Annotated in this window: 21 protein-coding genes and 1 riboswitch; of the genes, 12 read left to right on the forward strand and 9 right to left on the reverse strand. The window is 42.8% G+C overall.

Features of this window, described 5'->3' with window-relative positions:
- Positions 1-17 precede the first annotated feature (17 nt).
- From BMX56_RS17785 to BMX56_RS17800, 4 genes are all read left to right on the forward strand, one after another.
- A complete protein-coding gene (locus BMX56_RS17785) occupies positions 18-1,457 on the forward strand; it encodes a RagB/SusD family nutrient uptake outer membrane protein (RefSeq protein WP_090650995.1) in 1,440 nt (479 codons plus the stop codon).
- A 170-nt stretch (positions 1,458-1,627) separates the two neighbouring features.
- A complete protein-coding gene (locus BMX56_RS17790) occupies positions 1,628-3,529 on the forward strand; it encodes an arylsulfatase (RefSeq protein WP_090650999.1) in 1,902 nt (633 codons plus the stop codon).
- A 3-nt stretch (positions 3,530-3,532) separates the two neighbouring features.
- The gene (locus BMX56_RS17795) at positions 3,533-5,158 is read left to right on the forward strand and encodes an arylsulfatase (RefSeq protein ID WP_090651001.1); all 1,626 of its coding nucleotides are present in this window, start codon (positions 3,533-3,535) and stop codon (positions 5,156-5,158) included.
- A 24-nt stretch (positions 5,159-5,182) separates the two neighbouring features.
- Positions 5,183-6,358 (forward strand): formylglycine-generating enzyme family protein, encoded by a 1,176-nt coding sequence (locus BMX56_RS17800; RefSeq protein WP_090651005.1) that lies wholly within the window; start codon positions 5,183-5,185, stop codon positions 6,356-6,358.
- A 373-nt stretch (positions 6,359-6,731) separates the two neighbouring features.
- Here the strand turns inward: BMX56_RS17800 and BMX56_RS17805 are convergent, their stop codons facing one another.
- Together BMX56_RS17805 and BMX56_RS17810 are read right to left on the reverse strand one after the other, a co-directional pair.
- Positions 6,732-7,115, reverse strand: coding sequence for an SRPBCC domain-containing protein (locus BMX56_RS17805; protein ID WP_090651008.1), 384 nt, complete (start codon positions 7,113-7,115; stop codon positions 6,732-6,734).
- 23 nt (positions 7,116-7,138) lie between these two features.
- Complete coding sequence (locus BMX56_RS17810) at positions 7,139-7,729, reverse strand: acetate uptake transporter (RefSeq protein ID WP_090651010.1); 591 nt, start codon at positions 7,727-7,729, stop codon at positions 7,139-7,141.
- A 104-nt stretch (positions 7,730-7,833) separates the two neighbouring features.
- Here BMX56_RS17810 and gpmA point away from each other — a divergent pair, with 104 nt between their 5' ends.
- Both gpmA and BMX56_RS17820 read left to right on the forward strand, forming a co-directional pair.
- Positions 7,834-8,523: a 2,3-diphosphoglycerate-dependent phosphoglycerate mutase gene (gpmA, locus tag BMX56_RS17815; protein WP_090651011.1), complete on the forward strand. Its 690-nt coding sequence runs from the start codon at positions 7,834-7,836 to the stop codon at positions 8,521-8,523.
- Positions 8,524-8,606: 83 nt separating this feature from the next.
- A complete protein-coding gene (locus BMX56_RS17820) occupies positions 8,607-9,092 on the forward strand; it encodes a hypothetical protein (RefSeq protein WP_090651012.1) in 486 nt (161 codons plus the stop codon).
- A 105-nt stretch (positions 9,093-9,197) separates the two neighbouring features.
- Here BMX56_RS17820 and BMX56_RS17825 read toward each other — a convergent pair whose 3' ends face one another.
- The 4 genes from BMX56_RS17825 to BMX56_RS17840 all read right to left on the reverse strand — a co-directional run bounded on the left by BMX56_RS17825 (position 9,198) and on the right by BMX56_RS17840 (position 14,179).
- Positions 9,198-10,409 (reverse strand): homoserine dehydrogenase, encoded by a 1,212-nt coding sequence (locus tag BMX56_RS17825; protein ID WP_090651013.1) that lies wholly within the window; start codon positions 10,407-10,409, stop codon positions 9,198-9,200.
- On the reverse strand, positions 10,409-11,464 hold the full coding sequence (metX, locus tag BMX56_RS17830; protein WP_090651014.1) for a homoserine O-acetyltransferase family protein: 1,056 nt from the start codon (positions 11,462-11,464) through the stop codon (positions 10,409-10,411). The genes BMX56_RS17825 and metX overlap by 1 nt, the downstream gene beginning before the upstream one ends.
- 86 nt (positions 11,465-11,550) lie before the next feature.
- Complete coding sequence (locus BMX56_RS17835; RefSeq protein WP_090651015.1) at positions 11,551-12,870, reverse strand: O-acetylhomoserine aminocarboxypropyltransferase/cysteine synthase family protein; 1,320 nt, start codon at positions 12,868-12,870, stop codon at positions 11,551-11,553.
- Positions 12,871-13,115: 245 nt separating this feature from the next.
- Positions 13,116-13,226, reverse strand: a riboswitch (SAM riboswitch).
- 284 nt (positions 13,227-13,510) lie between these two features.
- On the reverse strand, positions 13,511-14,179 hold the full coding sequence (locus tag BMX56_RS17840; RefSeq protein WP_090651016.1) for a basic secretory protein-like protein: 669 nt from the start codon (positions 14,177-14,179) through the stop codon (positions 13,511-13,513).
- A 120-nt stretch (positions 14,180-14,299) separates the two neighbouring features.
- Between BMX56_RS17840 and BMX56_RS17845 the strand changes: the two genes are divergently transcribed.
- Positions 14,300-15,385, forward strand: a complete 1,086-nt coding sequence (locus tag BMX56_RS17845; RefSeq protein WP_369829644.1) for a M20 family metallo-hydrolase — start codon at positions 14,300-14,302, stop codon at positions 15,383-15,385.
- Positions 15,386-15,477: 92 nt separating this feature from the next.
- On the opposite strand, the gene BMX56_RS17850 is transcribed toward BMX56_RS17845, so the two are convergent.
- The gene (locus BMX56_RS17850) at positions 15,478-16,194 is read right to left on the reverse strand and encodes a ZIP family metal transporter (protein ID WP_090651018.1); all 717 of its coding nucleotides are present in this window, start codon (positions 16,192-16,194) and stop codon (positions 15,478-15,480) included.
- Entirely contained in the window at positions 16,194-16,757 is a 564-nt protein-coding gene (locus BMX56_RS17855) for a phosphatase PAP2 family protein (protein ID WP_090651019.1), read from the reverse strand. Before BMX56_RS17855 ends, BMX56_RS17850 begins: the two co-directional genes overlap by 1 nt.
- Positions 16,758-17,033: 276 nt before the next feature.
- Between BMX56_RS17855 and glmM the strand changes: the two genes are divergently transcribed.
- From glmM to BMX56_RS17875, 4 genes are all read left to right on the forward strand, one after another.
- The gene (gene glmM, locus BMX56_RS17860) at positions 17,034-18,416 is read left to right on the forward strand and encodes a phosphoglucosamine mutase (protein ID WP_090651020.1); all 1,383 of its coding nucleotides are present in this window, start codon (positions 17,034-17,036) and stop codon (positions 18,414-18,416) included.
- A gap of 290 nt (positions 18,417-18,706) precedes the next feature.
- Positions 18,707-19,843 carry a cysteine desulfurase family protein gene (locus BMX56_RS17865; protein ID WP_090651021.1) on the forward strand — a complete coding sequence of 379 codons (1,137 nt, stop codon included), beginning with the start codon at positions 18,707-18,709 and terminating at the stop codon, positions 19,841-19,843.
- Between the two features lie 375 nt (positions 19,844-20,218).
- Positions 20,219-20,617, forward strand: coding sequence for a hypothetical protein (locus BMX56_RS17870; protein WP_143065464.1), 399 nt, complete (start codon positions 20,219-20,221; stop codon positions 20,615-20,617).
- A gap of 409 nt (positions 20,618-21,026) precedes the next feature.
- The gene (locus BMX56_RS17875; RefSeq protein WP_143065465.1) at positions 21,027-21,245 is read left to right on the forward strand and encodes a hypothetical protein; all 219 of its coding nucleotides are present in this window, start codon (positions 21,027-21,029) and stop codon (positions 21,243-21,245) included.
- Between the two features lie 67 nt (positions 21,246-21,312).
- On the opposite strand, the gene accD is transcribed toward BMX56_RS17875, so the two are convergent.
- Positions 21,313-22,158 carry an acetyl-CoA carboxylase, carboxyltransferase subunit beta gene (accD, locus tag BMX56_RS17880; protein WP_090651024.1) on the reverse strand — a complete coding sequence of 282 codons (846 nt, stop codon included), beginning with the start codon at positions 22,156-22,158 and terminating at the stop codon, positions 21,313-21,315.
- Positions 22,159-22,558: 400 nt separating this feature from the next.
- Between accD and BMX56_RS17885 the strand changes: the two genes are divergently transcribed.
- Positions 22,559-23,236 carry an ABC transporter ATP-binding protein gene (locus BMX56_RS17885; protein ID WP_090651025.1) on the forward strand — a complete coding sequence of 226 codons (678 nt, stop codon included), beginning with the start codon at positions 22,559-22,561 and terminating at the stop codon, positions 23,234-23,236.
- The last annotated feature ends 7 nt before the right edge of the window (positions 23,237-23,243 follow it).

Raw genomic sequence — 23,243 nt, forward strand, 5'->3', positions numbered from 1 at the left:
CTAATAATTAAACACAAATGAAAAAGATATATATACTGATGGGGGTGGCAAGCGTCCTTTTTTCCTGCAATAAACTTGATGAAAAACCCGCATCTGTGATTGTAAAAGAACAATTTTTTAAAACACAGTCGGATGCCGTCGCCGGGGTAACCGCTGTTTATGGCGAGTTGGTGAGCGATGGGACAGAACAGCCGCTTTACGGCAGAGAGATCAACTTCCTTACGGATATGACTACCGATGACCTTTCTGCCGGCCCGTCTGCAATCAATCCAAATGTAAGGTCGCTTAGCTCCATTACTTATACGGCGACAAATGATAGGGTACAGGTTTTATGGCGACAATTATACACAGGTATCAGCAGGGCAAATGTGGCTATCGATCAAATCCCGGCTATGTCTTTTGATGAAACCATTCGCAAGAGGCTGGTGTTGGAAGCCAAATTTTTACGCGCCCTGTTTTATTTTGACCTGGTACGCCTATGGGGCGACGTGCCATTGGTATTACATGACCCTACATCCACCGATTTAAATAGTTTAAAAACCAACAGAAGTCCGGCTGCCGATGTATATAAACAGGTTATAGCCGACTTAACCGATGCCCAAAACTTGCCTGCAGGCTATACCGGCGCGGATATAGGCCGAGCTACTGGTGGGGCTGCCAAAACTTTGCTGTTAAAAGTTTACCTCACTCAAAAAGACTGGGCTAATGCGGTTGCTAAGGCAAAAGAAATTATTAACGGCCCCTATGGTTATGGTTTAGTTGCCAACTACGGCGATTTGTTTAACAAGGCTACCAAAAACGGTAAGGAACATATCTTTTCGGCGCAATTTGACTCTAACGGAGGCCTGGGGAATACCAGTACGTTAATGGGAGCTGCGTTCACCGGTTTTGGCGTAAGTGTGCCTGCCGATATTCCGGCCGACAGTTCGGTTTACAAGCAATTTGGCGCCAATGATACACGGAGGGCGGTTACGTTTTACACATCACTCACAAACCCATCAACCGGAGTTGTTAAAATTTACCCCTCTTTTTATTTTGGTAAATATGTAGATAGAACAGTGCTGCTTACTTCAAATCAAAGCAGTATAAATTTCCCCGTACTCAGGTATGCCGATGTGCTGTTGATGTACTCGGAGGCATTAAATGAAGTTGGAGGTGCAACCGCCGATGCTTACAGCGGTATTAACCAGGTAAGGAACCGCGCCAATACAGGCGATTTAACGCCCGGACTTTCACAGGCGGCGTTCAGGGATTCGCTTTACGCCGAGAGGCGGCGCGAGTTTGTACAGGAAGCCCAGCGCTGGTTTGACCTGGCCCGTACAGGCAAGTTGGTTGAAGCGGTTTCAAAAGTTGCGACAAAAACCAATGTGAGCGCAAAAAATTACCTGTTTCCTATTCCGCAAAGCGAGATTAGTATTAATGCGGGCTTAACGCAAAACCCAGGCTATACAAATTAACAAAGCCATTAGTGTCGGGTCAACGATAAATTGACGGATCGTCTTTAGCTCAAAGTCTTAAGTTCAAAGCCAAAAAAGGAAAATAACTTTAGACTTACGACTTAGTACTGTTGACTTAACACTGGTTGGTTTATCAAATTATCATCAACGGAGTTATATAAACAAAACACATGAAAACACACTTTAAATCCATCAGCCGGTTATCAAAGGGCACTTTGCTTTCCGGGGCATTGGTGATGTCGGCCATGACATCGGCTTTTGCGCAAAATAATCAAACGCCGGCTTACCAGGGAAAAGTTGGCAAAACACTTGCCGATTCAAAAGAATGGTGGCCCGCCCCGGTTACAGCCCCCAAAGGCGCGCCAAACGTAATCTGGATTTTGCTTGATGATGTTGGCTTTGGCGCCACAAGCGCGTTTGGCGGCATCATTAATACGCCAACTTATGATAGCCTGGCCAATAATGGCCTGCGCTATACCAACTTTCATACGGCAGCCATTTGCGCGCCTACAAGGGCTGCCTTACTTACCGGCCGCAACCATCACTATGTACACATGGGCGGCTTTGCGCACACCATATTATCGGCAGGCTTCCCTGGTTATGATGGACGCATCCCGGCGGATAAAGGTACCATTGCCGAAATATTGCGCGAGAACGGCTACAACACTTTTGCGGTTGGCAAATACGGCTTAACGCCCGATGAGGATGCTACCGATGCCGGTCCGTTTGATAGGTGGCCAAGCGGTAAAGGGTTTGATCATTTTTTTGGCTTTCTTGGTTCGCAAACAGACCAGTACAAGCCTGACCTGGTTGAAGATAACGCCCACGTAAAACCAGATGGAAGGCACCTGAGCGAACAGATAACCGATAAAGCGATTAGTTACATTGCCCGCCAGCAAAAAGCGGCACCAGATAAGCCGTTTTTCCTGTATTACGCGCCGGGCGCCACACATGCGCCACACCAGGTAGCCAGGGAGTGGAGCGACCAGTATAAGGGGAAGTTTGACGGGGGATGGGACATTTTCAGGGAAAAGGTATTTGCCGAACAAAAGCGTAAAGGCATTATTCCCGCAAACGCAGTGCTGCCTCCGCGAAACCCCGGTATAAAAGCCTGGAATACCCTATCGGCAGATGAAAAAAAACTGTATGCCCGTTTTATGGAAGTTTATGCAGGTTATCTTACCTATACCGATCATGAAACGGAGCGCTTAATAAGTTATCTGAAACAAAGTAACCAACTGGATAATACCCTGATATTTGTAGTAATTGGCGATAATGGCGCCAGTAAAGAGGGCTCGCAGAATGGCGATATCGATCGTTCTATATTAGCTAACGGTGGTTCGGAAGAGGAAACAATTAAATACAATCTCAGTAAAATAGACGATATTGGTACGCCTAAAGGCACCGAAGTAAATTATCCGTTAGGCTGGGCACAGGCGGCTAATACACCATTTAAATACTGGAAACAAGATGCCAACTCTGAGGGGGGCACACGTAACCCGCTAATTGTATTTTATCCTAAAGGCATTAAAGATAAAGGCGGCATCCGCACCCAATATAGCCATGTTAACGATTTGTTGCCTACCACGCTCGAATACCTGGGTATTAAGGCCCCCGAATACATTAAAGGTATAAAGCAGGATACCTTACAGGGAACGTCGCTGGTTTACTCGTTTGCTGATGCGGCTGCACCAACCAGGCACAATTTGCAATATTATTATATCTTCGGTTCTCGTTCTATTTATAAAGACGGATGGAAGGCCGAAGCCTTGCACCATACCACTTTTTTTAATACATCGCGTAACCCGGCCGATACCGTCAGAGATTTTAATAAGGATAAGTGGGAACTTTATAACTTAGATAAAGATTTTAACGAACGTAATGATCTGGTTGCTAAATACCCCGAAAAGCTAAAGGAGTTACAGGCCTTATTTGATGAGCAGGCGCAAAAGAACAATATTTACCCTTTTATTGATTGGGACGACGTATTTAAGCAAAGGATCCATAAAAAAACAGGTGTGGCCCAGGCAGATCAAAAGTCGATGATAAACACAACTCCTAAAGGGAAATAGCAGATGAAAAAAACGAGCATTATATGCGCAACGCTTTTGTTAGCCGTTGCAGGCTTGCAACAGGTACAGGCCCAGCAAAAGAAACCGAATATCATCCTTATTGTAGTAGATGACATGGGTTACGCCGATTTGGGAAGTTATGGTTCCGAGATCCATACCCCCAACCTGGATAAGCTGGCTTCGCAAGGCCTGCGTTTAAAGGAGTTTTATAATAACGCCATCTGTGCGCCAACCCGGGCATCTATATTAACCGGGCAAGACCAGCACAAAGCGGGCATTGGTTATTTTGACCAAAACCTGGGCTTACCGGCTTACCAGGGCTACCTGAACAAAGAATCATTGACTTTGGCCGAAGTGCTAAAACAAAATGGATACAGCACATTAATGTCGGGAAAATGGCATGTAGGCAACGATAGCACCAGTTGGCCAAACCAACGGGGATTTGATCATTTCTTCGGTATTATAGGCGGCGCGGCCAATTACTTTAATAGCGACTACATGCCACTTGGGGGCGCCAAATACCCGGTTATTATTGAAGAGGATAACAAACGCTGGCATAAACCGGATGATAGTTATTATATGACCGACGAAATTGGCGATCATGCTGCTAAGTTTTTAGATGAGCAAAGCAAAACTAATAAACCCTTCTTTTTGTACCTCACTTTTAACGCACCGCACTGGCCTTTACAGGCCTTACCCGAGGATATTGCCAAATATAAAGGAAGGTACAACATAGGCTGGGACTCGCTGCGTAAAGAACGCCTGGCACGCCAGGTACAATTAGGCCTGCGCGATGCAAACCAGCCGCTTGCCGTACGCGATGCCGAAGTGCCCAACTGGGATAATCTTACTTACGATGAGCAGCAGCTTTGGAAGGCCAAAATGGAGGTTTACGCCGCGATGGTTGATAGGATGGATCAAAATGTAGGTAAAGTGCTGGATAAGTTAAAAGCGCTTAAAAAGGATGATAATACACTTATTGTATTTATATCTGACAACGGCGCGCCTGCCGAAGATGTAGCGCACGGTAAGGTACACGCGGCCCGTAATATAGGCCCGGTAGGTACATCCGGATCGTTTGAATCGCAGGGAAAAAACTGGTCGTTTGTTTCCAATTCGCCTTTGCGTTCTTTTAAGGGTGCGCTGTATGAAGGAGGTATGAGCTCGCCGCTGATTGCCTGGTTCCCCGGTAAAATAAAGGCAAATACTATTGAAAGGGGTACCGCCCACCTGGTAGATCTTGCACCAACATTTTACGATGTGGCGGGCGCCAAATACCCGGCAGCTTACAACGGTACCAAAACCAACCCGCTGATTGGTAAGAGCCTTACCGGATTGTTTTTTAAAGGCGAGGAACTTAACCGCGATAAACCACTATTTTGGGAGCTATGGGGCAATCGTGCCATTCGCGAAGGCAAATGGAAACTGGTGTCGGTATTCCCGGTGAATCAATGGGAATTGTATGATATTGATAACGATAGGGGAGAAACCAATAATTTAGCTGCAAAGAACCCCGATGTAGTGCGTAAGCTTTCGTTAGAATACCTGCAATGGGTAAATGCAAATAATGTAGTTTTGGATTTTAATTTGATAAAACCCAAAGCGATACTGGATATTAAAGCAAATTAAACAGATAGCAGAATTAAGGTGGTAATGAAAGGATTAATAATAAAAAGCAAACGGCTATATCGCATAGGTTTAGGCCTGGTTATTGCAGGCATCGGCCTATCGGCACCATCATGTAAACCCAAACCGGTTGCAGCAGGCATTTTGGTTAAAACTAAATTACCGCAAAAAAAAGCTATCTGCTGCGAGTCAAATATCCCGGCGCGTTTTCCATCGCTTGCCGGTCACCAGGCCGCCTTGCTGGATAAACCCGGTGTAAGCGCGGGCCATGAAGGTATGGTTTTTATTAAGGCGGGTACATTTCAGATGGGGGGCGATAATAAACAGGCATCGCCAGATGAATATCCAAAACACCAGGTAGGCGTAAATGGTTTCTGGATGGATGCGACTGAAGTAACTAACGCGCAGTTTAGTAAATTTGTAAAAGCTACCCACTACGTTACTACCGCCGAGAAAAAACCGGATTGGAACGAATTGAAAAAGCAACTGCCTCCCGGAACTGAAAAGCCGGCTGACAGCTTGCTGGTTGCTGCATCGCTGGTTTTTAGCGCACCAACTCATCCTGTTGATTTGAATGATTACAGCCAGTGGTGGGTTTGGAAAACGGGAGCCGACTGGAAACATCCGCATGGCCCTAAAAGTAATATCAAGGGGAAAGATAATTACCCGGTGGTGCACGTCTCCTGGTATGATGCTGTAGCTTATTGCAAATGGGCTGGCAAACGTTTACCTACCGAGGCCGAGTGGGAGTGGGCCGCCCGTGGTGGTTTATCAAACAATGTTTACCCCTGGGGCAACGAGCCTGTTGACGCCGGTAAAGCAAAAGCCAATACATGGCAAGGCCACTTCCCGGATAAAAATACCAATAAAGATAAATTTTACGGTGTAGCCCCGGTCTCCAGCTTCGCACCTAATGGTTACGGCTTATTTGACATGGCCGGCAATGTTTGGGAGTGGTGTGCCGACTATTATAACAACGATTACTACAAAACGATTAGCAGGCCCGGGGGCGTTAAAAATCCAACAGGGGCTACAAAAAGTTTTGACCCCGACGAGCCTTATGCAATTAAGAGAGTAATCCGTGGCGGATCATTCCTGTGCAACGATAGTTACTGTTCGGGTTATCGTGTTGCCCGCCGGATGAAAAGTACCGAAGACAGCGGCATGGAACACCTTGGATTCAGGTGCGTTGCTGATAAATAATAAGCTTAGGTAAATTCCAAACTAAACAGTGAAGCCCGCACAGAATTGAAATTTCCCGTGCGGGCTTTTCTTTTTTCAAGGCTGTTATCATTATCACAGTTTTATGGTTTATGTGAGGAAATGGCCTGGTATAATAAACAGGTGTACCACCCCGTTCCAGGGTGTTTCACCCCGTACCACCCCGTGTCAGGTTGTTTCAAGGTGTGTCATCCCGTACCGGTACACACACTTTTGGGCTTGTAATGCTTGCTTGATTAACCAACACGCGGTTGGGAAAGGCTAAGCTTTTTGTAATACAGACCTGTAAGTACTTTATTAAACATAAAAAGCGATGGATTATAACCATCGCTTTTTATGTTTTAACCTCAAGCTCTCACTCGCCTTCAAAAAAGTCTATTAATCCGCCAAAGTAGCTATGGGTCCAGCCATCGGCAATGTCGTCAAAATCCTCATCGGGTATGTTGGTATGCCTAACTTCGGCAGATGTGCCTTGTTTATCGGGGTGTAGTTTTATGGTAACTATTGAATCGTCTGATTTACCTTCAAAATACCATTGCTGTACAATTTTTTTGCCGGGCTCAAATTCTATGTTTTTACCGACAATGCTGCCATCCCACATAGAGAATTCCGAACCTGGTTCGGTACTCATTTGAGCTGTTTCACCTGTCCATAACTCAATAGTGACGGGATTGGTAAGGGCCATATAAATTTCGTCGGGCGTTGCCGGTATGCTGTAGTATTTTTTAAAATCTTTCACCTGCGCAATTTAGCAAGATTATTTTAAACGTTTACAGGGCCTATTGGTAATACCACACGACCGTAAACCTCATTTAGCACATTGGCAATACCAGTGTATATAGCCGATGCGCCGCAAATAATACCCTCATAGCCAGCCAAATGTTTAATAGTAGGATTGCCTGTTGCATCGCCTGCCACTAATAAAAAGAACAATATGGTTAACGATCCAAAAACAAACTGCAATGCGCGGTTCAATTTTAAGGTACCAAAAAACAAAAGCAAGGTGAATACTCCCCAAACTGATAAATAAGCACACATAGCGCCTTCAGATGCTGCTGTAGCCCAGCCCAGTTTTGGCATTACAATAAGGCCAACTAACGATAGCCAGAAAAATCCGTACGATGTAAATGCAGTTAGCCCGAATGTGTTATTCTTTTTTGCCTCAATAACGCCCGCAATAACCTGTGCCAGGCCGCCGTAAAAAATGCCCATGGCCAATATCATGCCATTCATTTCAAAAAAGCCGGCGTTATGGATGTTTAACAAAACGGTGGTCATACCGAAGGCGCAAAGCCCAAGCGGCGCCGGATTAGCGATGCCATCCTTTACAGGGGCAGGTGTAGTAGGGATCATATTGGTTTAGTATTAGTTGGTTTATAACGCAAGCTAAGTGATTTATGAATATTTTACAATTTTATTTACAACTCTGCACTTACTTTTGCGTTAAGCAAATACCTATGCAAAAAATAGTATTGATACGCCACGGCGAAAGTATTTTTAATCTCGAAAACCGTTTTACCGGTTGGGAAGATGTCGATTTGTCTGAAAATGGCTATCAGCAAGCCCACAAAGCAGGGCAAATCCTTAAAAAAAATGGTTATAACTTTGATGTCGGTTTTACTTCGTATTTAAAGCGATCAATTAAAACCATGCATTTTATATTGGAGGAGTTGGATCATTTATGGATTCCGGTTGAAAAATCATGGCGGCTTAATGAACGTTTTTATGGCGCGTTACAGGGAATGAACAAAGATGAAGCCATAGCCAAATACGGTGCCGAACAGGTTCAAAAATGGCGGCGCGACCCCAATGAACACCCGCCTGCTGTTACCCGCGATGATCCACGGTTTCCCGGTCACGATTTGCGCTATAAAAATTTAACAGATCGCGAGCTACCACTCACCGAAAACCTTAGCGAGACAATGGATAGAGTATTGCCCTTTTGGAACGAAACCATTGTAAGTGCCTTGCGCCGCAACCAAAAGGTAATTGTGGTTGCCCACGGCAATAGCCTGCGTTCATTAATTAAATACATAGATTGCCTTACCGATGAGCAGGTGACTCAACTTGAAATCCCCACAGCCACACCCTGGGTTTATGAACTGGACCACGGGTTAAACCAGATAAGGCATTATTATTTAGATTGAGATTTGATTTTCATGGAGATATGCAGCGTATTTGTTTATCTTAGTCGTCCCGATTAACTATAAACCATACGCTAAAACAAAAAATGAAGAAGTCTGATATTTATGAAATAACCATAAAGATACTTGGTGTTTACCTGTTGGTTTCCAACCTATCCAAAGTTCCCGGTTTTTTTACCTTTTTAAAAACGTTTAATGCTCTTTCAGGCTCCGACCATGCTTCTGAGCAAATGAACCTTTTTTGGCTAAATATCATAAACTTTATTTTTATGCTGGCCTTGTCTATTTTTTTAATAGCCGGTACGAAGTTGATTACCAGGGCGGTTACTAATGCAACAGATAAGCAAGAAAATATAAAACTGTTTGCTGATAGAAAAGTGATATACGAGATAGCACTTATTATCATCGGTGGCCTGCTTATTGTTAATAACGTTCCTGATTTGCTGTACCGCATATACAACATGTCCAGCGAAAACGATAAAAACGCGGTAATATCATCGATAACGAGAGTATTTGTAGGTATTTTAGCAGTTGCCTTTGGTAAGCGTATTGCTATTTTTTTTGCGAAGTAATAAGCGGATACTAAATCCATACAAATAAGAGAGGCCCGGACGGGCCTCTCTTATTTGTAAACTCAATAAAGTAGATTTAATATACATTGACGCGCTGAAGCCCGCTTATACTGATGCCAGGCTAACCCCGGTAAGCTGACCAGCAAATGCAACAAATGCCTTTCCTTCAGCTATTTGCGATTGGTTATCAATCAGGTTTTGTAAATTAACTTTTCCAATCACAAATTTATAATCACCTGAGTAATAGCGCTCTTTTATGGATATAAATTTCAAATCTTCTACCAAACGTTCGTCATCATACCTTAAATAGATGTCAAACTCTACATTATTGGTAAATTGAAGCCCGGTTTTTTCCTTGGCTTTTTTGTATTCATACTGATAGCTATAGCGCAATGCTGCTATATCTGATAGCACGGCCGATCCGGTAGGATGGCCGCCGGCGCCTTTTCCAAAAAAGAATTGTTGGTCGGCAAAAGCGGCCTGCACTGTTACACCATTGTACTCGTACTCCACGTTATATAAAAATTCGGTACTGTTAACAAATTTAGGCAATACAAACATGGCCACATTGCTATCGTCCAATTCTTTAGCTACGGGAACCAGCTTTATTTTCAGGTTCTTTTCGCGGGCGTATTGTAAATCCTGGGCAGCAAGGTTCTGGATGCCTAAATTAAAAACTTCATCTGGCTGTACTATAACGCCATAGGCATGTGCCGCAGCAATTACCAGCTTATATTTGGCATCGTAACCACCTACATCGCTGGTTGGGTCGGTCTCGGCAAAACCAAGGTCTTGCGCCTGTTTTAAGGCGCTATCATAATCAAGCCCCTCAATAAAGCCCTTGGATAGAATATAATTAGATGATCCGTTAAAAATTCCACTTATAGAGTGCAGTAATTCATTATCATAATACTCTTCCAGGTTACGGATAATAGGGATGCTACCGCAAACCGCGCCCTCGTATAATAATGACGTGCCATGTGTATGCTGTAGCTCAATCAACTCTTCCAAATGAAGCGCTATCATTTTTTTACTGGCCGACACCACGTTTTTTCCGCTGCTTAATGCTCTTGATACTATTTCAAAAGCCGCCTCGGTATCGTTAATTAATTCTACAATGGTATTAATTTCTGGGTTGTTCAGCAACTCGTCTCTATCTGTGGTGAATAAATCTGCCGGCAGGGACCTTTCTTTGTGCGGATCCTTGATAGCAAATTTTACAATTTCGATGTTTAAATTTTTTGTCTTGATGATATCATATAACCCCTGTCCAACTACGCCAAATCCAAATAATCCTATACTTAACTTTTTACTCATTACGCTGTACGTTGCAATTCTATAATTTTTCCTTTTACATCAGTTTTAAAAAACGATGTGATAATATTTGTTAATGCTTCTGTTTCAATTAAAAAACCATCGTGGCCATAAAACGAATCCAGTTCGGCAAAGGCCGATTTGGGAATATGCCTGAACAGGTATTCCTGCTCTTCGATGGGAAATAACACGTCCGACTTGATGCCAATAACCAGGGTACGGGCTTTGATAAGGCTTAGTGCTTTCTCAACACCATTTCGGTTACGGCCCACGTTGTGCGAATCCATCACCTTAGTTAAATACCAATAGCTGTAGGCATTAAACCGGTTCACCAGTTTTTGGCCCTGGTATTCCTGGTAGGTTGAGGCCTTAAAATTATCGGTTTTGCTATCAACCTCCTCCTGTTGTGTTATACCATAAGTTTTATAAGTACGGTAGGAGAGCAGCGCTATGCTCCTGGCAGCCTTTAATCCGTTTTGGCCACCTTCGATAGTGTTATTGTTGAAGGTCGTATCAGCACTTAAAGCCAAACGCTGCGACTCATTAAACGCGATGCCCCATGGCGAATGACGCGCGTTGGTGGCTATCAAAATAAGGTTTTTGATACGATTGGGTTCAATAATACCCCACTCAATGGCCTGCTGGCCACCCAATGAGCCACCAATGAGGATATGAATATTGCCGATACCCAAATGGCTGGCTAATAACTGGTGTGCTTTTACTATATCTCTGATAGTAAACTGCGGGAATGTTAAAAAATACGGCAAACCATTTGCCGGATTGGTGCTTAAAGGGTTGGTTGTACCGTATGGCGAACCCAAAATATTGGCACAAACTATAAAATGTTCTTCAGGGTTGAATTTATTTCCAGTGCCCACAAAACCTTTCCACCAATCAAAAACATCGGCATTAGCTGTCAGGGCGTGGCATACCCATACCACGTTGTCCCGCTCCTTGTTTAAGCGGCCATACGTATGAAAGCCTATCTCCAGTTGCTGTAGTTGTTCGCCCGATTCCAACTCAAAAGTTTGTGTGTACTTAAATATTTCTGTATTCATCCTTCTATCATGTTGATAGTGGTGAGTGGGCAGTAGTGAGTGGTGAGTTTTTTATTCACTCACCATTCACCACTCACTACTCACCACTATGCTAATTCGGCTTGCGCCTCTTTTATTTTGGCAAATGCCTGTTCAAAATCTGCTTTTATATCGTCAATATGCTCAATACCAACCGCTACCCTTAACGATGTTGGGGTAACGCCTGCCGAAAGCTGTTCTTCATCTGATAGCTGCTGATGTGTTGTTGCCGATGGCTGAATGATCAATGTTTTAGCATCGCCCACATTGGCCAGGTGGCTTACCAGTTTCAGGTTATCAATTAATTTACCCGCTGCTTCTTTATCGCCATCAATCTCGAAAGACAACACCGCTCCGAAACCATTTTTCAGGTATTTTTTTGCTAATTCGTGGTACGGGGATGATGCTAATCCCGGATAGTTTACTGATGCTACCTGCGGATGCTGATCAAGCCATTTGGCCAGTTCCAATGTATTATCCACATGGCGTTGCACCCGCAATGATAGTGTTTCCAATCCCTGGATGTTGAGCCATGAATTAAACGGCGATTGCGAAGGGCCAAAATCGCGCAATCCTTCTACACGTGCACGAATAATAAACTGAATGTTGCCAAACGGACCGCCAACGCCAAACACATCTGCAAAAACCAATCCGTGGTAACCTTCGGATGGCTCGGTAAACTGCGGAAACTTTCCGTTGCCCCAGTTATAAGTGCCGCCATCAACAATAACACCGCCAATGCTGGTACCATGGCCGCCAATCCATTTGGTGGTTGATTGTACTACTACGCTTGCGCCATGCTCCAACGGACGGAATAAATAGCCGCCTGCTCCAAAAGTATTATCTACAATAAGCGGCAAGTCGTATTTTTTTGCCAGCGCGCCAACTTTATCAAAATCGGCAATTGTAAAACCTGGGTTACCTATGGTTTCCAGGTAAATGGCTTTGGTTTTATCATCTATTAAAGCTTCAATGCTTTCGGCGGTGTCATCTTTAGCAAAACGCACATCAATGCCTAAGCGTTTAAAGGCTACTTTAAACTGGTTGTAAGTGCCGCCATATAAGAATGGCGAACTCACAAAATTATCGCCAACCTGTAATATGTTATTTAAAGCTATAAACTGGGAGGCCTGGCCCGATGCAGTGGCCAAAGCCGCAACACCACCTTCTAAAGCGGCAATGCGTTTTTCAAACACATCGGTAGTGGGGTTCATTAAGCGGGTATAAATATTGCCAAACTCTTTTAGTGCAAACAGGTTGGCACCATGCTCGGCACTTTTAAATACGTACGAAGTAGTTTGGTAAAGCGGTACCGCGCGTGAGCCAGTAGTAGGATCAACTTCCTGGCCGGCGTGTAATTGTAAGGTTTCGAATTTTAAGGCTGACATAGTTGTAGATTTTGAAAGGTTATAATTAAATTTTGTTGTTTAGATGGATTTTAGCAAGCTGATAAAATGTTTACCAGTTTTACAACACGTATGTTTTCAGGGATTGAAAAAAGGGACGTATTAAACATCAACAGCAGCAACACATACAAATATTGCCGATAGAAGGGCTAATATGTTGCATGTTACCGTTTTGGGTATTAAAAATGTTGCTTTTAGTAATTGTATTAAAACTTTTCATGGCTATAAATTTATATCCCCCGGTGTTATTTGCCGGGACAGGAATTGGCACCTTCTCCAAAATTGAAGGGTTGCCAGCGGGTCAGTGAGCCTGATCTCTCGCCGCTTCTTTATAAATCAATACCCGAACTATGCGGAGAATTGATTGACTATGGTATTGCTACCAAATAATGCTTCAAAGATAAGCGGATATTTATTTAAATACCAAATTTTATTTTTATTAAAAGGCGAAAGGGTAGATGTTACTTACCCTTTCGCCTGCTTAAACAACCTGTATATGCAAATGTTTTTTTAAACGGTAGTTTGTCGAATTAAGGAATTATTTGAATTTCCAAAATTCTGGAAATTCAAATAATTCGACAAATTCCGGTTTAGACAGAGGTTCATTCTGTTAATTCTGATTTCAGACAGTTGGGTTTGCTGAATAATCTTTCCAAAGTTCATCCAGCGTTTTGCCGGTTTGCTGTTTCCAGGTATCGTCGGTAAAAGTATGGTCGCGCATTTTGCCATCGAAAGTTTTCACAATTCCGGGCTTGCTTTTTTCCAGCCACGCCAGGAAACGCGCGGTAACGCGGTAACTGTTATCATAATTTTGAGTGGTCTTGTATGCCGGTAACGACCAGTTTGCTGCCGGATTATTAACGCCAAATTTAAACCGGGCATAATCGGCAATACCTTCTGTTAACCAGCCCGGGCCGGTGCTTTGGCCATAATCCTGTACAATGTGCATTACTTCGTGAGTTACTACATCAATGTCTTCCGGGCGTTGGTGCATCCAGCGCGAACTTATGGTAACAATGCCGTTTGCAGTTTCGGCAACACCTTTGTAGTTGGTATCAATAATCATGGTAACTGCTTTCAGTGTTTTTTTGTTGTAGGCATTTGCCAGTTCAGGATATACTTTATAAAATGTATTTATCAGTTTGGTTTTCAATGCGGTATCAAGCGTGTTATCATAATTAATAAAAGTAAGCCTGTAGCCGTTTTTGTTGTAGTTACTGGTTTGCTGTGCGTAGGAAGTGCCTGCCATCAGCATTAAAAACAGGATAGATAAGATTGATGTTTTTTTCATTGTTTTGGATAAATAGATTGAATTTCAAAACTACAATTTTAATTTAAACCCGAATATTAATACCATTCGTTTATCAGTATCGTTACATAAAAAGTTATTAATTTTGCCCGCATAACATTCATGGGAATTATCCCGACATCTATGACCGATAGCAACAATTTATACCAGTTGGCAGTTACATTATTGCAGCAACTGATATCTATACCATCCTTCAGTAAAGAAGAAGACCGCACCGCAGATCTGATTAACGAGTTTTTACAACAACATGGCGTAACCACCCATCGCAAGCTTAACAATATCTGGGCCTGGAACAGGCATTTTGATCCGGCAAAGCCAACAATACTGCTCAACTCACATCACGATACCGTGAAACCAAACTCGGGCTACACACGCGACCCATATGATGCCAGGATTGAAGATGGTAAGCTATTTGGCCTGGGCAGCAATGATGCCGGCGGGTGCCTGGTATCGTTGATAGTGGTATTTCTTTATTTTCATGACAGGGAAAACCTGAAATATAATTTTTGCCTGGCGACCACTGCCGAAGAGGAGATCTCTGGCGTAAACGGACTTGAATTGATTATCCCCGAACTGGGTAAGCTTGATTTCGGAATAGTAGGCGAGCCTACACTAATGCAGCTGGCCATTGCCGAACGTGGTTTAATGGTGCTGGATTGTACCGCTCATGGCCGAGCCGGCCATGCAGCCCGCGAAGAAGGTGATAACGCTATCTATAAAGCGCTAACAGATATTGAGTGGTTCCGCAGCTTTAAGTTCCCTAAAGAATCGGAAGTTTTTGGGCCGATCAAAATGTCGGTTACTATTATCAACGCAGGTTCGCAGCATAATGTGGTGCCGGCAAGTTGTGTGTTTACGGTTGATGTTCGGGTTACCGATGCCTACCGAAATGAGGAGGTTCTGGAAATCATCCGCCAGCATGTAAGCTGCGATGTAAAGCCAAGATCTATCCGCTTAAAACCATCATCAATTCCCAAAGAGCATGCTATTGTGCAGGCAGGTTTAGCTTTGGGCCGTACAACTTATGGCTCTCCAACTACTTCAGATCAGTCGTTGCTGGATATCCCATCCATCAAAGTTGGCCCTGGCGATTCGGCAAGGTCACACACCGCTGATGAGTTTGTATATATAGATGAAATAAAAGAGGGTATTGAATTGTATATCAAAATGTTAAAGATCATTAATTAACCCCTAAGCCCCCTAACCCCCTAAAGGGGGAACTTTTTGAATTACTAATTTGAATTTTCAACTATGGTTCCCCCTTTAGGGGGTTAGGGGGCTTAATCGGTTAGGGAGCTTCCGGCCAACGCAATAGCGACACCCAAAAGCACAGCCCCCATTTTTCGTAAATTGAATTTATGATCGGCACTTGATTCAAATAAAATTGTGGTGGATATGTGCAGGAATATACCAATAACCATACCCATTATCCGGTTAAAGTAATGCTGCAGGTTACCAATGTTGCCGGTGCTTAATGTATTGCTAAAAAAGTATCCGGCCGGAGCCATTACGGCAAATAACAAAATGAAAAACACGGTTTTATTACGGCCTTGCTTGTTGGTAAGCAGCACGGTGCCTAAAGCAAATGCGGCCGGTATATGGTGCAATGCTATGCCATAAACCAACTGATCCTGGTTACCTTGCGCCAATGGCATGCCCTCTAAAAAAGCGTGCAGGCAAAGGCTTACCATAATACCCACCGGAAAAACCATCAGGTCGTGCTGGTGTTTGTGCATGTGGCCATGCTCAATGCCGTCAGAAAATAGCTCTAAAACAATCTGGAAAAGAAACCCGATCAGGATAAATACGCCCACATAATTATCATTGCCGTGGTAAGCATCGGGTATTAAATGCAAAACGGTTATGCCAAACAGGTATGCCCCGCTGAAAGACAACACAAGCTTGAGCATTTTATGATTATCGCCCCTGAATAAAAAAACAGATAAACCACCAAATGAGGCGCTTAAAAACAATAGTAAAACTTTCCAGATCTCCATTAAAAGGCAGGTTGTATTCTTTTAAAAATAAAGGCAAACAGCATCCCTACAAGCGAGCCGTAAATAGCCCCGCAAATTACATCAACAGGAAAATGCACTCCCACATACACCTGGGCAAATGACACCAGCGCGGCCCAAAAAATTGCAGCAAACCATACCCAGCGCCATTTTTTGCCAAAAACAAGGCATAAAAATATAGCCATGGCAAAATGATCTGTTGCATGGGTTGACGGGAAGCTGTAACCCGTACCGCATGGAATGCGGTTAATATCGGTTAAACCAACTACCGGATCGCGGCAGGGGCGAAGCCTTTGTACCTGGTGCTTGATGAGCGTAGCGCTCGTAAAATCGGCAGAGCCAGCAGTTGTTGCTAACAGGATGACGATGATAGCGCCCACTTTTTTATATCGCCATAAAGAAAAAACAATAATGAAAATATACAGCGGAATCCAGAATTTAGGATTACGAAACCAGGGCATAACCAGATCAAAGAACGGATTAGTCAGGTCGTGGTTGATGAAATAAAATAAATGCCGGTCGAGTTGTAAGATGTAATCAGGCATTGATGAATTTTATAGTAAAGCCCCAAAGTTATCAAATACTTTAAACAAGTTTTATAGCAGGCGGCTAATTACAGATAAAAGACTCATGTTTTACCAGCTATATACAGATAAAAGCTAAACGGCGTTATCTGTGGTAAAAGAAGCAAATAGTTATAAAATAGTTTTTTGAAGTTGTTTGAGGCCTTTTTTACTGAGCAAACGTTTGCAGAAAAATATAAATTGTACAAGCCTGTCGTTTAAATATTTTACTTTTGTCCAACAAAAACAAATACAATTTTGACACTTATAAAATCAATTTCGGGGATACGCGGTACCATTGGTGGTGCCGCCGGCGATGGTTTAACACCGCTGGATATTGTAAAATTTACGTCGGCTTATGGCTCCTGGGCAGTAAAAAAATCGGGGATCAAAAAAATTGTGATAGGCCGCGATGCCCGCATATCGGGCGCCATGGTTAATAACCTGGTAATAGGTACCTTACAAGGCCTTGGCATAGATGTAATTGACCTTGGCCTTTCGACCACGCCAACTGTTGAGGTTGCAGTTACAGGCGAGCAGGCAGCAGGCGGCATTATTTTAACCGCAAGCCACAACCCTAAACAATGGAACGCGCTTAAACTGCTTAATGCCGATGGTGAATTTATAAGCGATGCGGATGGTAAAGAAGTGCTGGAAATTGCCGAAAACAGCGATTTTACGTACGCTGATGTGAACGATCTTGGTAAAGTTACGATGGACGATAGCTGGCTTCAAAAACATATAGACCTTGTACTGGCTTTGCCACTGGTTGATGTGGAAGCTATAAAGAAGGCCGATTTTAATATTGTAATTGATTGTGTAAATTCTACCGGAGGTATTTTTGTACCTGCCTTGCTAAAAGCATTGGGGGTAAATACTGTTCACGAATTGTATTGCGAACCCGATGGTAATTTTCCGCATAACCCGGAACCGTTGCCGGAAAACCTGACAGCTTTGTCAAAAGAAGTATTAAATAAACGCGCCCATTTGGGGATAGCTGTCGACCCTGATGTTGACCGCCTTTGCTTTGTTTGCGAGGATGGCAACATGTTTGGCGAGGAATATACGCTGGTTGCAGTGGCCGATTATGTGCTGCAGAATAATTTGGGTAATACGGTATCCAACCTGTCATCAACCCGCGCGTTGCGCGATGTTACCGAAACTGCCGGCGGCGAATACCACGCATCGGCAGTAGGAGAGGTGAACGTGGTTAACAAAATGAAAGCGGTTAATGCTGTTATTGGCGGTGAAGGTAATGGCGGCATTATTTATCCCGAAATACATTATGGCCGCGATGCTTTAGTGGGTATTGCCTTGTTTTTAACCCACCTGGCTAAATACGGCCAATCGGTTTCAAACCTGCGCCGGTCATATCCCGGTTATTTTATTTCGAAAAATAAGATCACTTTAACCCCAGAAATGGACATTGATGCCCTTTTGAGTAAGGTTGAAGAAAAATATATGAAGCAACCGCACTCAACAATTGACGGTTTGAAAATAGAATTTGATAAAGAATGGGTACATTTGCGTCGTTCAAATACTGAACCGATTATCCGTATTTACTCCGAGGGCAATTCAGAAACGGTTGCAAACGGGCTGGCAAATAAGATAATCGCTGATATTAAAGAGATTTTGAATTAATTTTTGGATTATTGATTTAATGAATTATTGAGTTAGGCATTAACCGAATCATTAAGTTTGAATTAATTATTGAGTTATTGAATTACTGAATTATTGATTGAAGAATCAGTTTAATTTATTGATTACGATAACGATGTGTGTTAATTCCAATCATTAAGTCTTAATTTAATAAAGAGTTTTTACAAGTTAACTGACCCATTTGTTGCATTATCGGATTAATGAATTGTTGATCGAAGGATCTGTTTAATTCAATAATTCTGTAATTCAATAAATCAATAATTACTATAACGATGCGTGTTTATTTTGATAATGCTGCTACTACGCCGCTTGATCCTGAAGTTTTAAAAGAAATGTATAAAGTGATGGAAAACCATTATGGGAACCCATCGTCAATCCATTCACACGGCAGGGAGGCACGCACGCTAATCGAAAAATCGCGCAAAACCATAGCCGGGTTGCTGCATACTTCGCCTGCCGAGATATTTTTTACATCAAGCGGTACCGAAGCCGATAATACCGCTATCCGCTGCGGCATAATTGATCATGGCATTACCCATGCCATAACCAGCCACATTGAGCACCATGCCGTATTACATACGCTGGAGGCCATGGAAAAATCGGGTATCATCAAATTAAGCTTTGTTAATATTGATAGTAAAGGCAATGTAGATTACGATCACCTGGAAACTTTACTAAAAGACAATGCCAGGAGTTTTGTATCTATTATGCACGCCAATAACGAGATTGGCACTCTATCGGATATGAACCGCATTGGCGACCTTTGCGAGGCTTATAACGCCATTTATCATTGCGATACGGTACAAACCATGGGACACTACCAGCATGACCTGAGCAAGCTTAAAACTCATTTTTTGGTTTGCGCCGGTCATAAACTGCATGGGCCTAAAGGTGTTGGATTTTTACACATTAACCACCGCATTAAAATAAAGCCTTTAATATATGGCGGCTCGCAGGAGCGCAACATGCGTGGCGGTACCGAAAATATTTACGGAATTGTTGGCCTGGCAAAAGCTTTGGAGTTGGCTTATGCCGAAATGGAGCAACACCAGGCTCATATACAGGGCCTAAAATCATACATGCTGGGTAAATTAACCAGCGAAATTCCCGGCGTAAATTTCAACGGCGAAACCGATCCTGAAAAAAGTTTATACACTGTACTCAACGTTGCTTTCCCGGAAATGGAAATGGCCGATATGTTGTTATTTAATTTAGATATCAGCGGCATATCAGCATCAGGCGGCAGCGCCTGCAGCTCGGGAACCGATATTGGCTCGCATGTACTTACCTCGATAGGTGCAAGCTCATCAAGACCATCGGTAAGATTCTCTTTCTCCAAATACAACACCAAAGACGAAGTTGATTTCACGGTAGCCAAGGTAAAGGAACTTTGTTTGGTGAGTGCGTAAATCCTTTACTGACACGTTATGGGAGTAGTAAAATCCGTGGATTCCGAGGGGGCAATGACGTGTAAAATGAAAACTGTCATCCATGAGGTACGAAGGATCTATTAGCGAACTTTTCTATCGGTCATGCACTGCTGACAGATTCTTCCTTCGTCAAGGATGACAGAAAAATTGCAGTCCACGATTGCCGCACTTGTCTCGCAATGACTTAGCGCCATTTTAGTATTTTTTGTGCCACTAATCCTCCATCTGCACATCTGAAACGGCGAAGCCCTCAACTAAGTTAATCTGCATATTTACACTGAAAGTTATTTTCTTAATTAGAAAACAATATAGTATTTTAATGGGTTTACTAATTAGCAACTAAAATTAAAACCTATGAGTATGAATAATGAAACCTGGGAAAACCAGGATAGCAATTATCAAAATGCCCGTTCGGTTTCTGCAAACAACGGCGATGCCTATAACGCGAACCGTTATTTGGAAGATGATGGCGATGATCTGGACGAAGAGTTTGATGTAAGCGGCGAGTATCCAAACGAAACGCCCGAAGAACGTAAAACAAGAGCAGAAGGCGTTGGCAGCCATTCCCAGGCCGAAGTTGACCAGCCTGATAGAGGCGCCGATACATCTTATAGCGAACAAACCGACGTAACCCCGCCAAATAAAAAGGAGTTTCCATCAGTGGGGCCTGCTAAAACAGATTTTGCAAGTCGCCCTCAGGGCCGGACAACAGGCCGCATGGTAGGGCACGAACCGGGTACCGAAGGCATATAAGCCAAGGACTTAAATTATTATAGAACTCGCTGCTTGAAAATAAGAAGGGGCTATCCGTACCGGCCTGCCTCTTCTTTGTTATCATTTCTTCCAATAACCGGATAACCCCTTTGCCATCCTAACTTGAAAATTTCGTGACCCTATAAAAAGAAATAACATTGTTAAAAGAACGGTCATAAGCAGTCTGCACAACCATGACAGCAATTACCTCTCCGCATGCTTTTCGGAATACTAAAAAGAATAATAATGAGTTGATATAGTATACAAGGTTTATGACAACGACCTAAAATCCCACACATAATCAGGATGCCCGGGCTTACCACCAATTGAATGAACAGCTATAAACCAAGTACTAATGATGTTTTGTAGAATTAATATTTTAACCTAAAATATAGAGGAGGATATGATCATGAGAAAGTATGGAGAACTAAACCAAAACCAGGGGAACGACATGTGGATAAGGGGCACTAACGTTAATGCGGATATGACGACGGGTAATCATACGCTTGAAAGGAATGGTCCAAACAGAAAAAACCTGAAAGTTTTGCATGAAGACGGCAGCTTTGCCGATCTTCCCGATCGTGATATACCGGGGGCCGGTGCACTATCGGGCTGTATAACAAAATGATTTTCGATATAAAAACAAAGGCCACCCAAAACGGGTAGCCTTTGTTTTTATATCGAATTAAAGAAACTCAGTTTTTCATCATCTTTAAAAACGACGCCAGTTTCTCTTTCATCTCTCTGCGGTCAACTATAAAATCAAGGAAACCGTGTTCCTGAACAAACTCTGCGGTCTGGAATCCTTTTGGCAAGTCTTTTTTGATAGTTTCTTTAATAACCCTTGGGCCGGCAAAGCCAATCAATGAACCAGGCTCGGCAATGTTTATATCGCCCAGCATAGCATATGATGCCGTAACGCCGCCTGTTGTAGGGTCGGTTAATAAAGATATATAAGGTATTTTAGCCTGCGATAGTAAAGCCAGCTTAGCCGATGTTTTGGCCATTTGCATTAATGAAAACGCGGCTTCCATCATCCTTGCACCACCAGATTTGGATATCATCAGAAAAGGAATTTTGTTGGCTATGCTGTGATCTATCGAGCGGGCAATTTTTTCGCCTACTACCGAACCCATAGAACCGCCGATGAAATTAAAATCCATACAGGCAATCACAATGTCTTGTCCGTCAATTTTGCCAACAGCTGCACGGATAGCATCCTTCAAGCCGGTTTTTGCCTGGGTTTCTGTTAACCTGTCGGTATATTTTTTGGTGTCTTCAAAATGCAACGGATCGCCTGATGTTAAATCGGCAAATAATTCTGTAAACTCGTTATTATCAAACAAAACAGAAAAATACTCTTTTGAACCTATACGCAGGTGAAAGCCACAGTAATGGCAAACATATTGATTTTCAACCTGCTCAGAATAGTGTAAAGGTTTCTTACAATTAGGGCACTTATTCCAGATACCATCAGGGGTTTCCTTCTTTTCCTCAGTAGTCGTAATTATCCCTTTCAACTCTCGTTTAAACCACGCCATATCTATGTCTAACTCTTTCAATTGACTACAAAGAAACGAAAAAAATTATAAACTGTTTAAATATGGATTGGTAATAAGTTTATAAAAATTCCCTCTTGGTACTTTGCCTCTTGTAACCAGATACATAATACGGTTTAATGATAAAAAGTTGATGAAGGGCGTTGTGTCAGGCTTAAGCAACACCAAAATGATCAGGACGCGTCATTTTGTATCATTACCGTACGCCCCATGTTACATAACCGTACAGTTAATATTTATTTGCTTTGTATTAACTTGTTGATAATTAAACAATTGAAAGTTTGGTATATTATTGATGCCTGAATGATAAAATGATTATTATTATTGCTGTTAAGTAAAATTCAAATCACTAATTCACCAACTAATTAATTTACAACAAACAATGTTATCACTTCAGCATATTTCAAAATACTACCAGGTAAGTGGACTAAAAAATTATGTGCTCAACGATTTGAGCCTTGAGGTTGACGAGGGCGAATTTATTTCTATTATGGGCCCATCAGGATCAGGAAAATCAACTTTGCTTAACGTTATAGGTATGCTGGATGAGCCAACCGATGGCTATCACTATTTTGCAGGCCATGCTGTACACCAGCTTAAAGAAAAACAGCGCTCGGCTTTGTATAAACAATACATCGGCTTTGTTTTCCAGGCTTATCACCTGATAGATGAGCTTACTGTTTATGAAAACATCGAAACGCCGCTAATTTACCAGGATTTCAAAAGCGCCGAACGCAAGGCCATGGTTGCCGATATACTGGATAAATTTAATATAGTTGGGAAAAAGGACCTTTTCCCGGCCCAGTTATCCGGCGGGCAGCAGCAGCTGGTTGGCATTGCCCGCGCTTTGATTGCCAAACCAAAATTGTTGTTAGCCGATGAGCCAACAGGTAACCTTAACTCCAAACAAGGCGAAGAGATCATGGAGCTTTTCCGCAAGCTGAACAAAGAAGATAAAGTAACCATTATACAAGTAACCCACTCCGAAAAAAATGCCGAATACGGTACGCGCATCATCAACCTGCTCGACGGTAAAATAGCATCATCAAAACAACTCTGATCATCAT

The sequence above is a fragment of the Mucilaginibacter sp. OK283 genome (assembly GCF_900110415.1).
GTDB lineage: Bacteria > Bacteroidota > Bacteroidia > Sphingobacteriales > Sphingobacteriaceae > Mucilaginibacter.

Bases quoted from the DNA above. Each gene is read 5' to 3' on its own strand.
- BMX56_RS17885 (WP_090651025.1), top strand. From the start codon at position 22,559: ATGTTATCACTTCAGCATATTTCAAAATACTACCAGGTAAGTGGACTA.
- BMX56_RS17835 (WP_090651015.1), bottom strand. From the start codon at position 12,870: ATGTCAGCCTTAAAATTCGAAACCTTACAATTACACGCCGGCCAGGAA.
- BMX56_RS17825 (WP_090651013.1), bottom strand. From the start codon at position 10,409: ATGAGTAAAAAGTTAAGTATAGGATTATTTGGATTTGGCGTAGTTGGA.
- BMX56_RS17855 (WP_090651019.1), bottom strand. From the start codon at position 16,757: ATGCCTGATTACATCTTACAACTCGACCGGCATTTATTTTATTTCATC.
- BMX56_RS17850 (WP_090651018.1), bottom strand. From the start codon at position 16,194: ATGGAGATCTGGAAAGTTTTACTATTGTTTTTAAGCGCCTCATTTGGT.
- BMX56_RS17790 (WP_090650999.1), top strand. From the start codon at position 1,628: ATGAAAACACACTTTAAATCCATCAGCCGGTTATCAAAGGGCACTTTG.
- BMX56_RS17795 (WP_090651001.1), top strand. From the start codon at position 3,533: ATGAAAAAAACGAGCATTATATGCGCAACGCTTTTGTTAGCCGTTGCA.
- BMX56_RS17845 (WP_369829644.1), top strand. From the start codon at position 14,300: ATGGGAATTATCCCGACATCTATGACCGATAGCAACAATTTATACCAG.
- BMX56_RS17800 (WP_090651005.1), top strand. From the start codon at position 5,183: ATGAAAGGATTAATAATAAAAAGCAAACGGCTATATCGCATAGGTTTA.
- BMX56_RS17870 (WP_143065464.1), top strand. From the start codon at position 20,219: ATGAGTATGAATAATGAAACCTGGGAAAACCAGGATAGCAATTATCAA.
- BMX56_RS17875 (WP_143065465.1), top strand. From the start codon at position 21,027: ATGAGAAAGTATGGAGAACTAAACCAAAACCAGGGGAACGACATGTGG.
- BMX56_RS17785 (WP_090650995.1), top strand. From the start codon at position 18: ATGAAAAAGATATATATACTGATGGGGGTGGCAAGCGTCCTTTTTTCC.
- BMX56_RS17810 (WP_090651010.1), bottom strand. From the start codon at position 7,729: ATGATCCCTACTACACCTGCCCCTGTAAAGGATGGCATCGCTAATCCG.
- accD (WP_090651024.1), bottom strand. From the start codon at position 22,158: ATGGCGTGGTTTAAACGAGAGTTGAAAGGGATAATTACGACTACTGAG.
- metX (WP_090651014.1), bottom strand. From the start codon at position 11,464: ATGAATACAGAAATATTTAAGTACACACAAACTTTTGAGTTGGAATCG.
- BMX56_RS17865 (WP_090651021.1), top strand. From the start codon at position 18,707: ATGCGTGTTTATTTTGATAATGCTGCTACTACGCCGCTTGATCCTGAA.
- gpmA (WP_090651011.1), top strand. From the start codon at position 7,834: ATGCAAAAAATAGTATTGATACGCCACGGCGAAAGTATTTTTAATCTC.
- BMX56_RS17820 (WP_090651012.1), top strand. From the start codon at position 8,607: ATGAAGAAGTCTGATATTTATGAAATAACCATAAAGATACTTGGTGTT.
- BMX56_RS17840 (WP_090651016.1), bottom strand. From the start codon at position 14,179: ATGAAAAAAACATCAATCTTATCTATCCTGTTTTTAATGCTGATGGCA.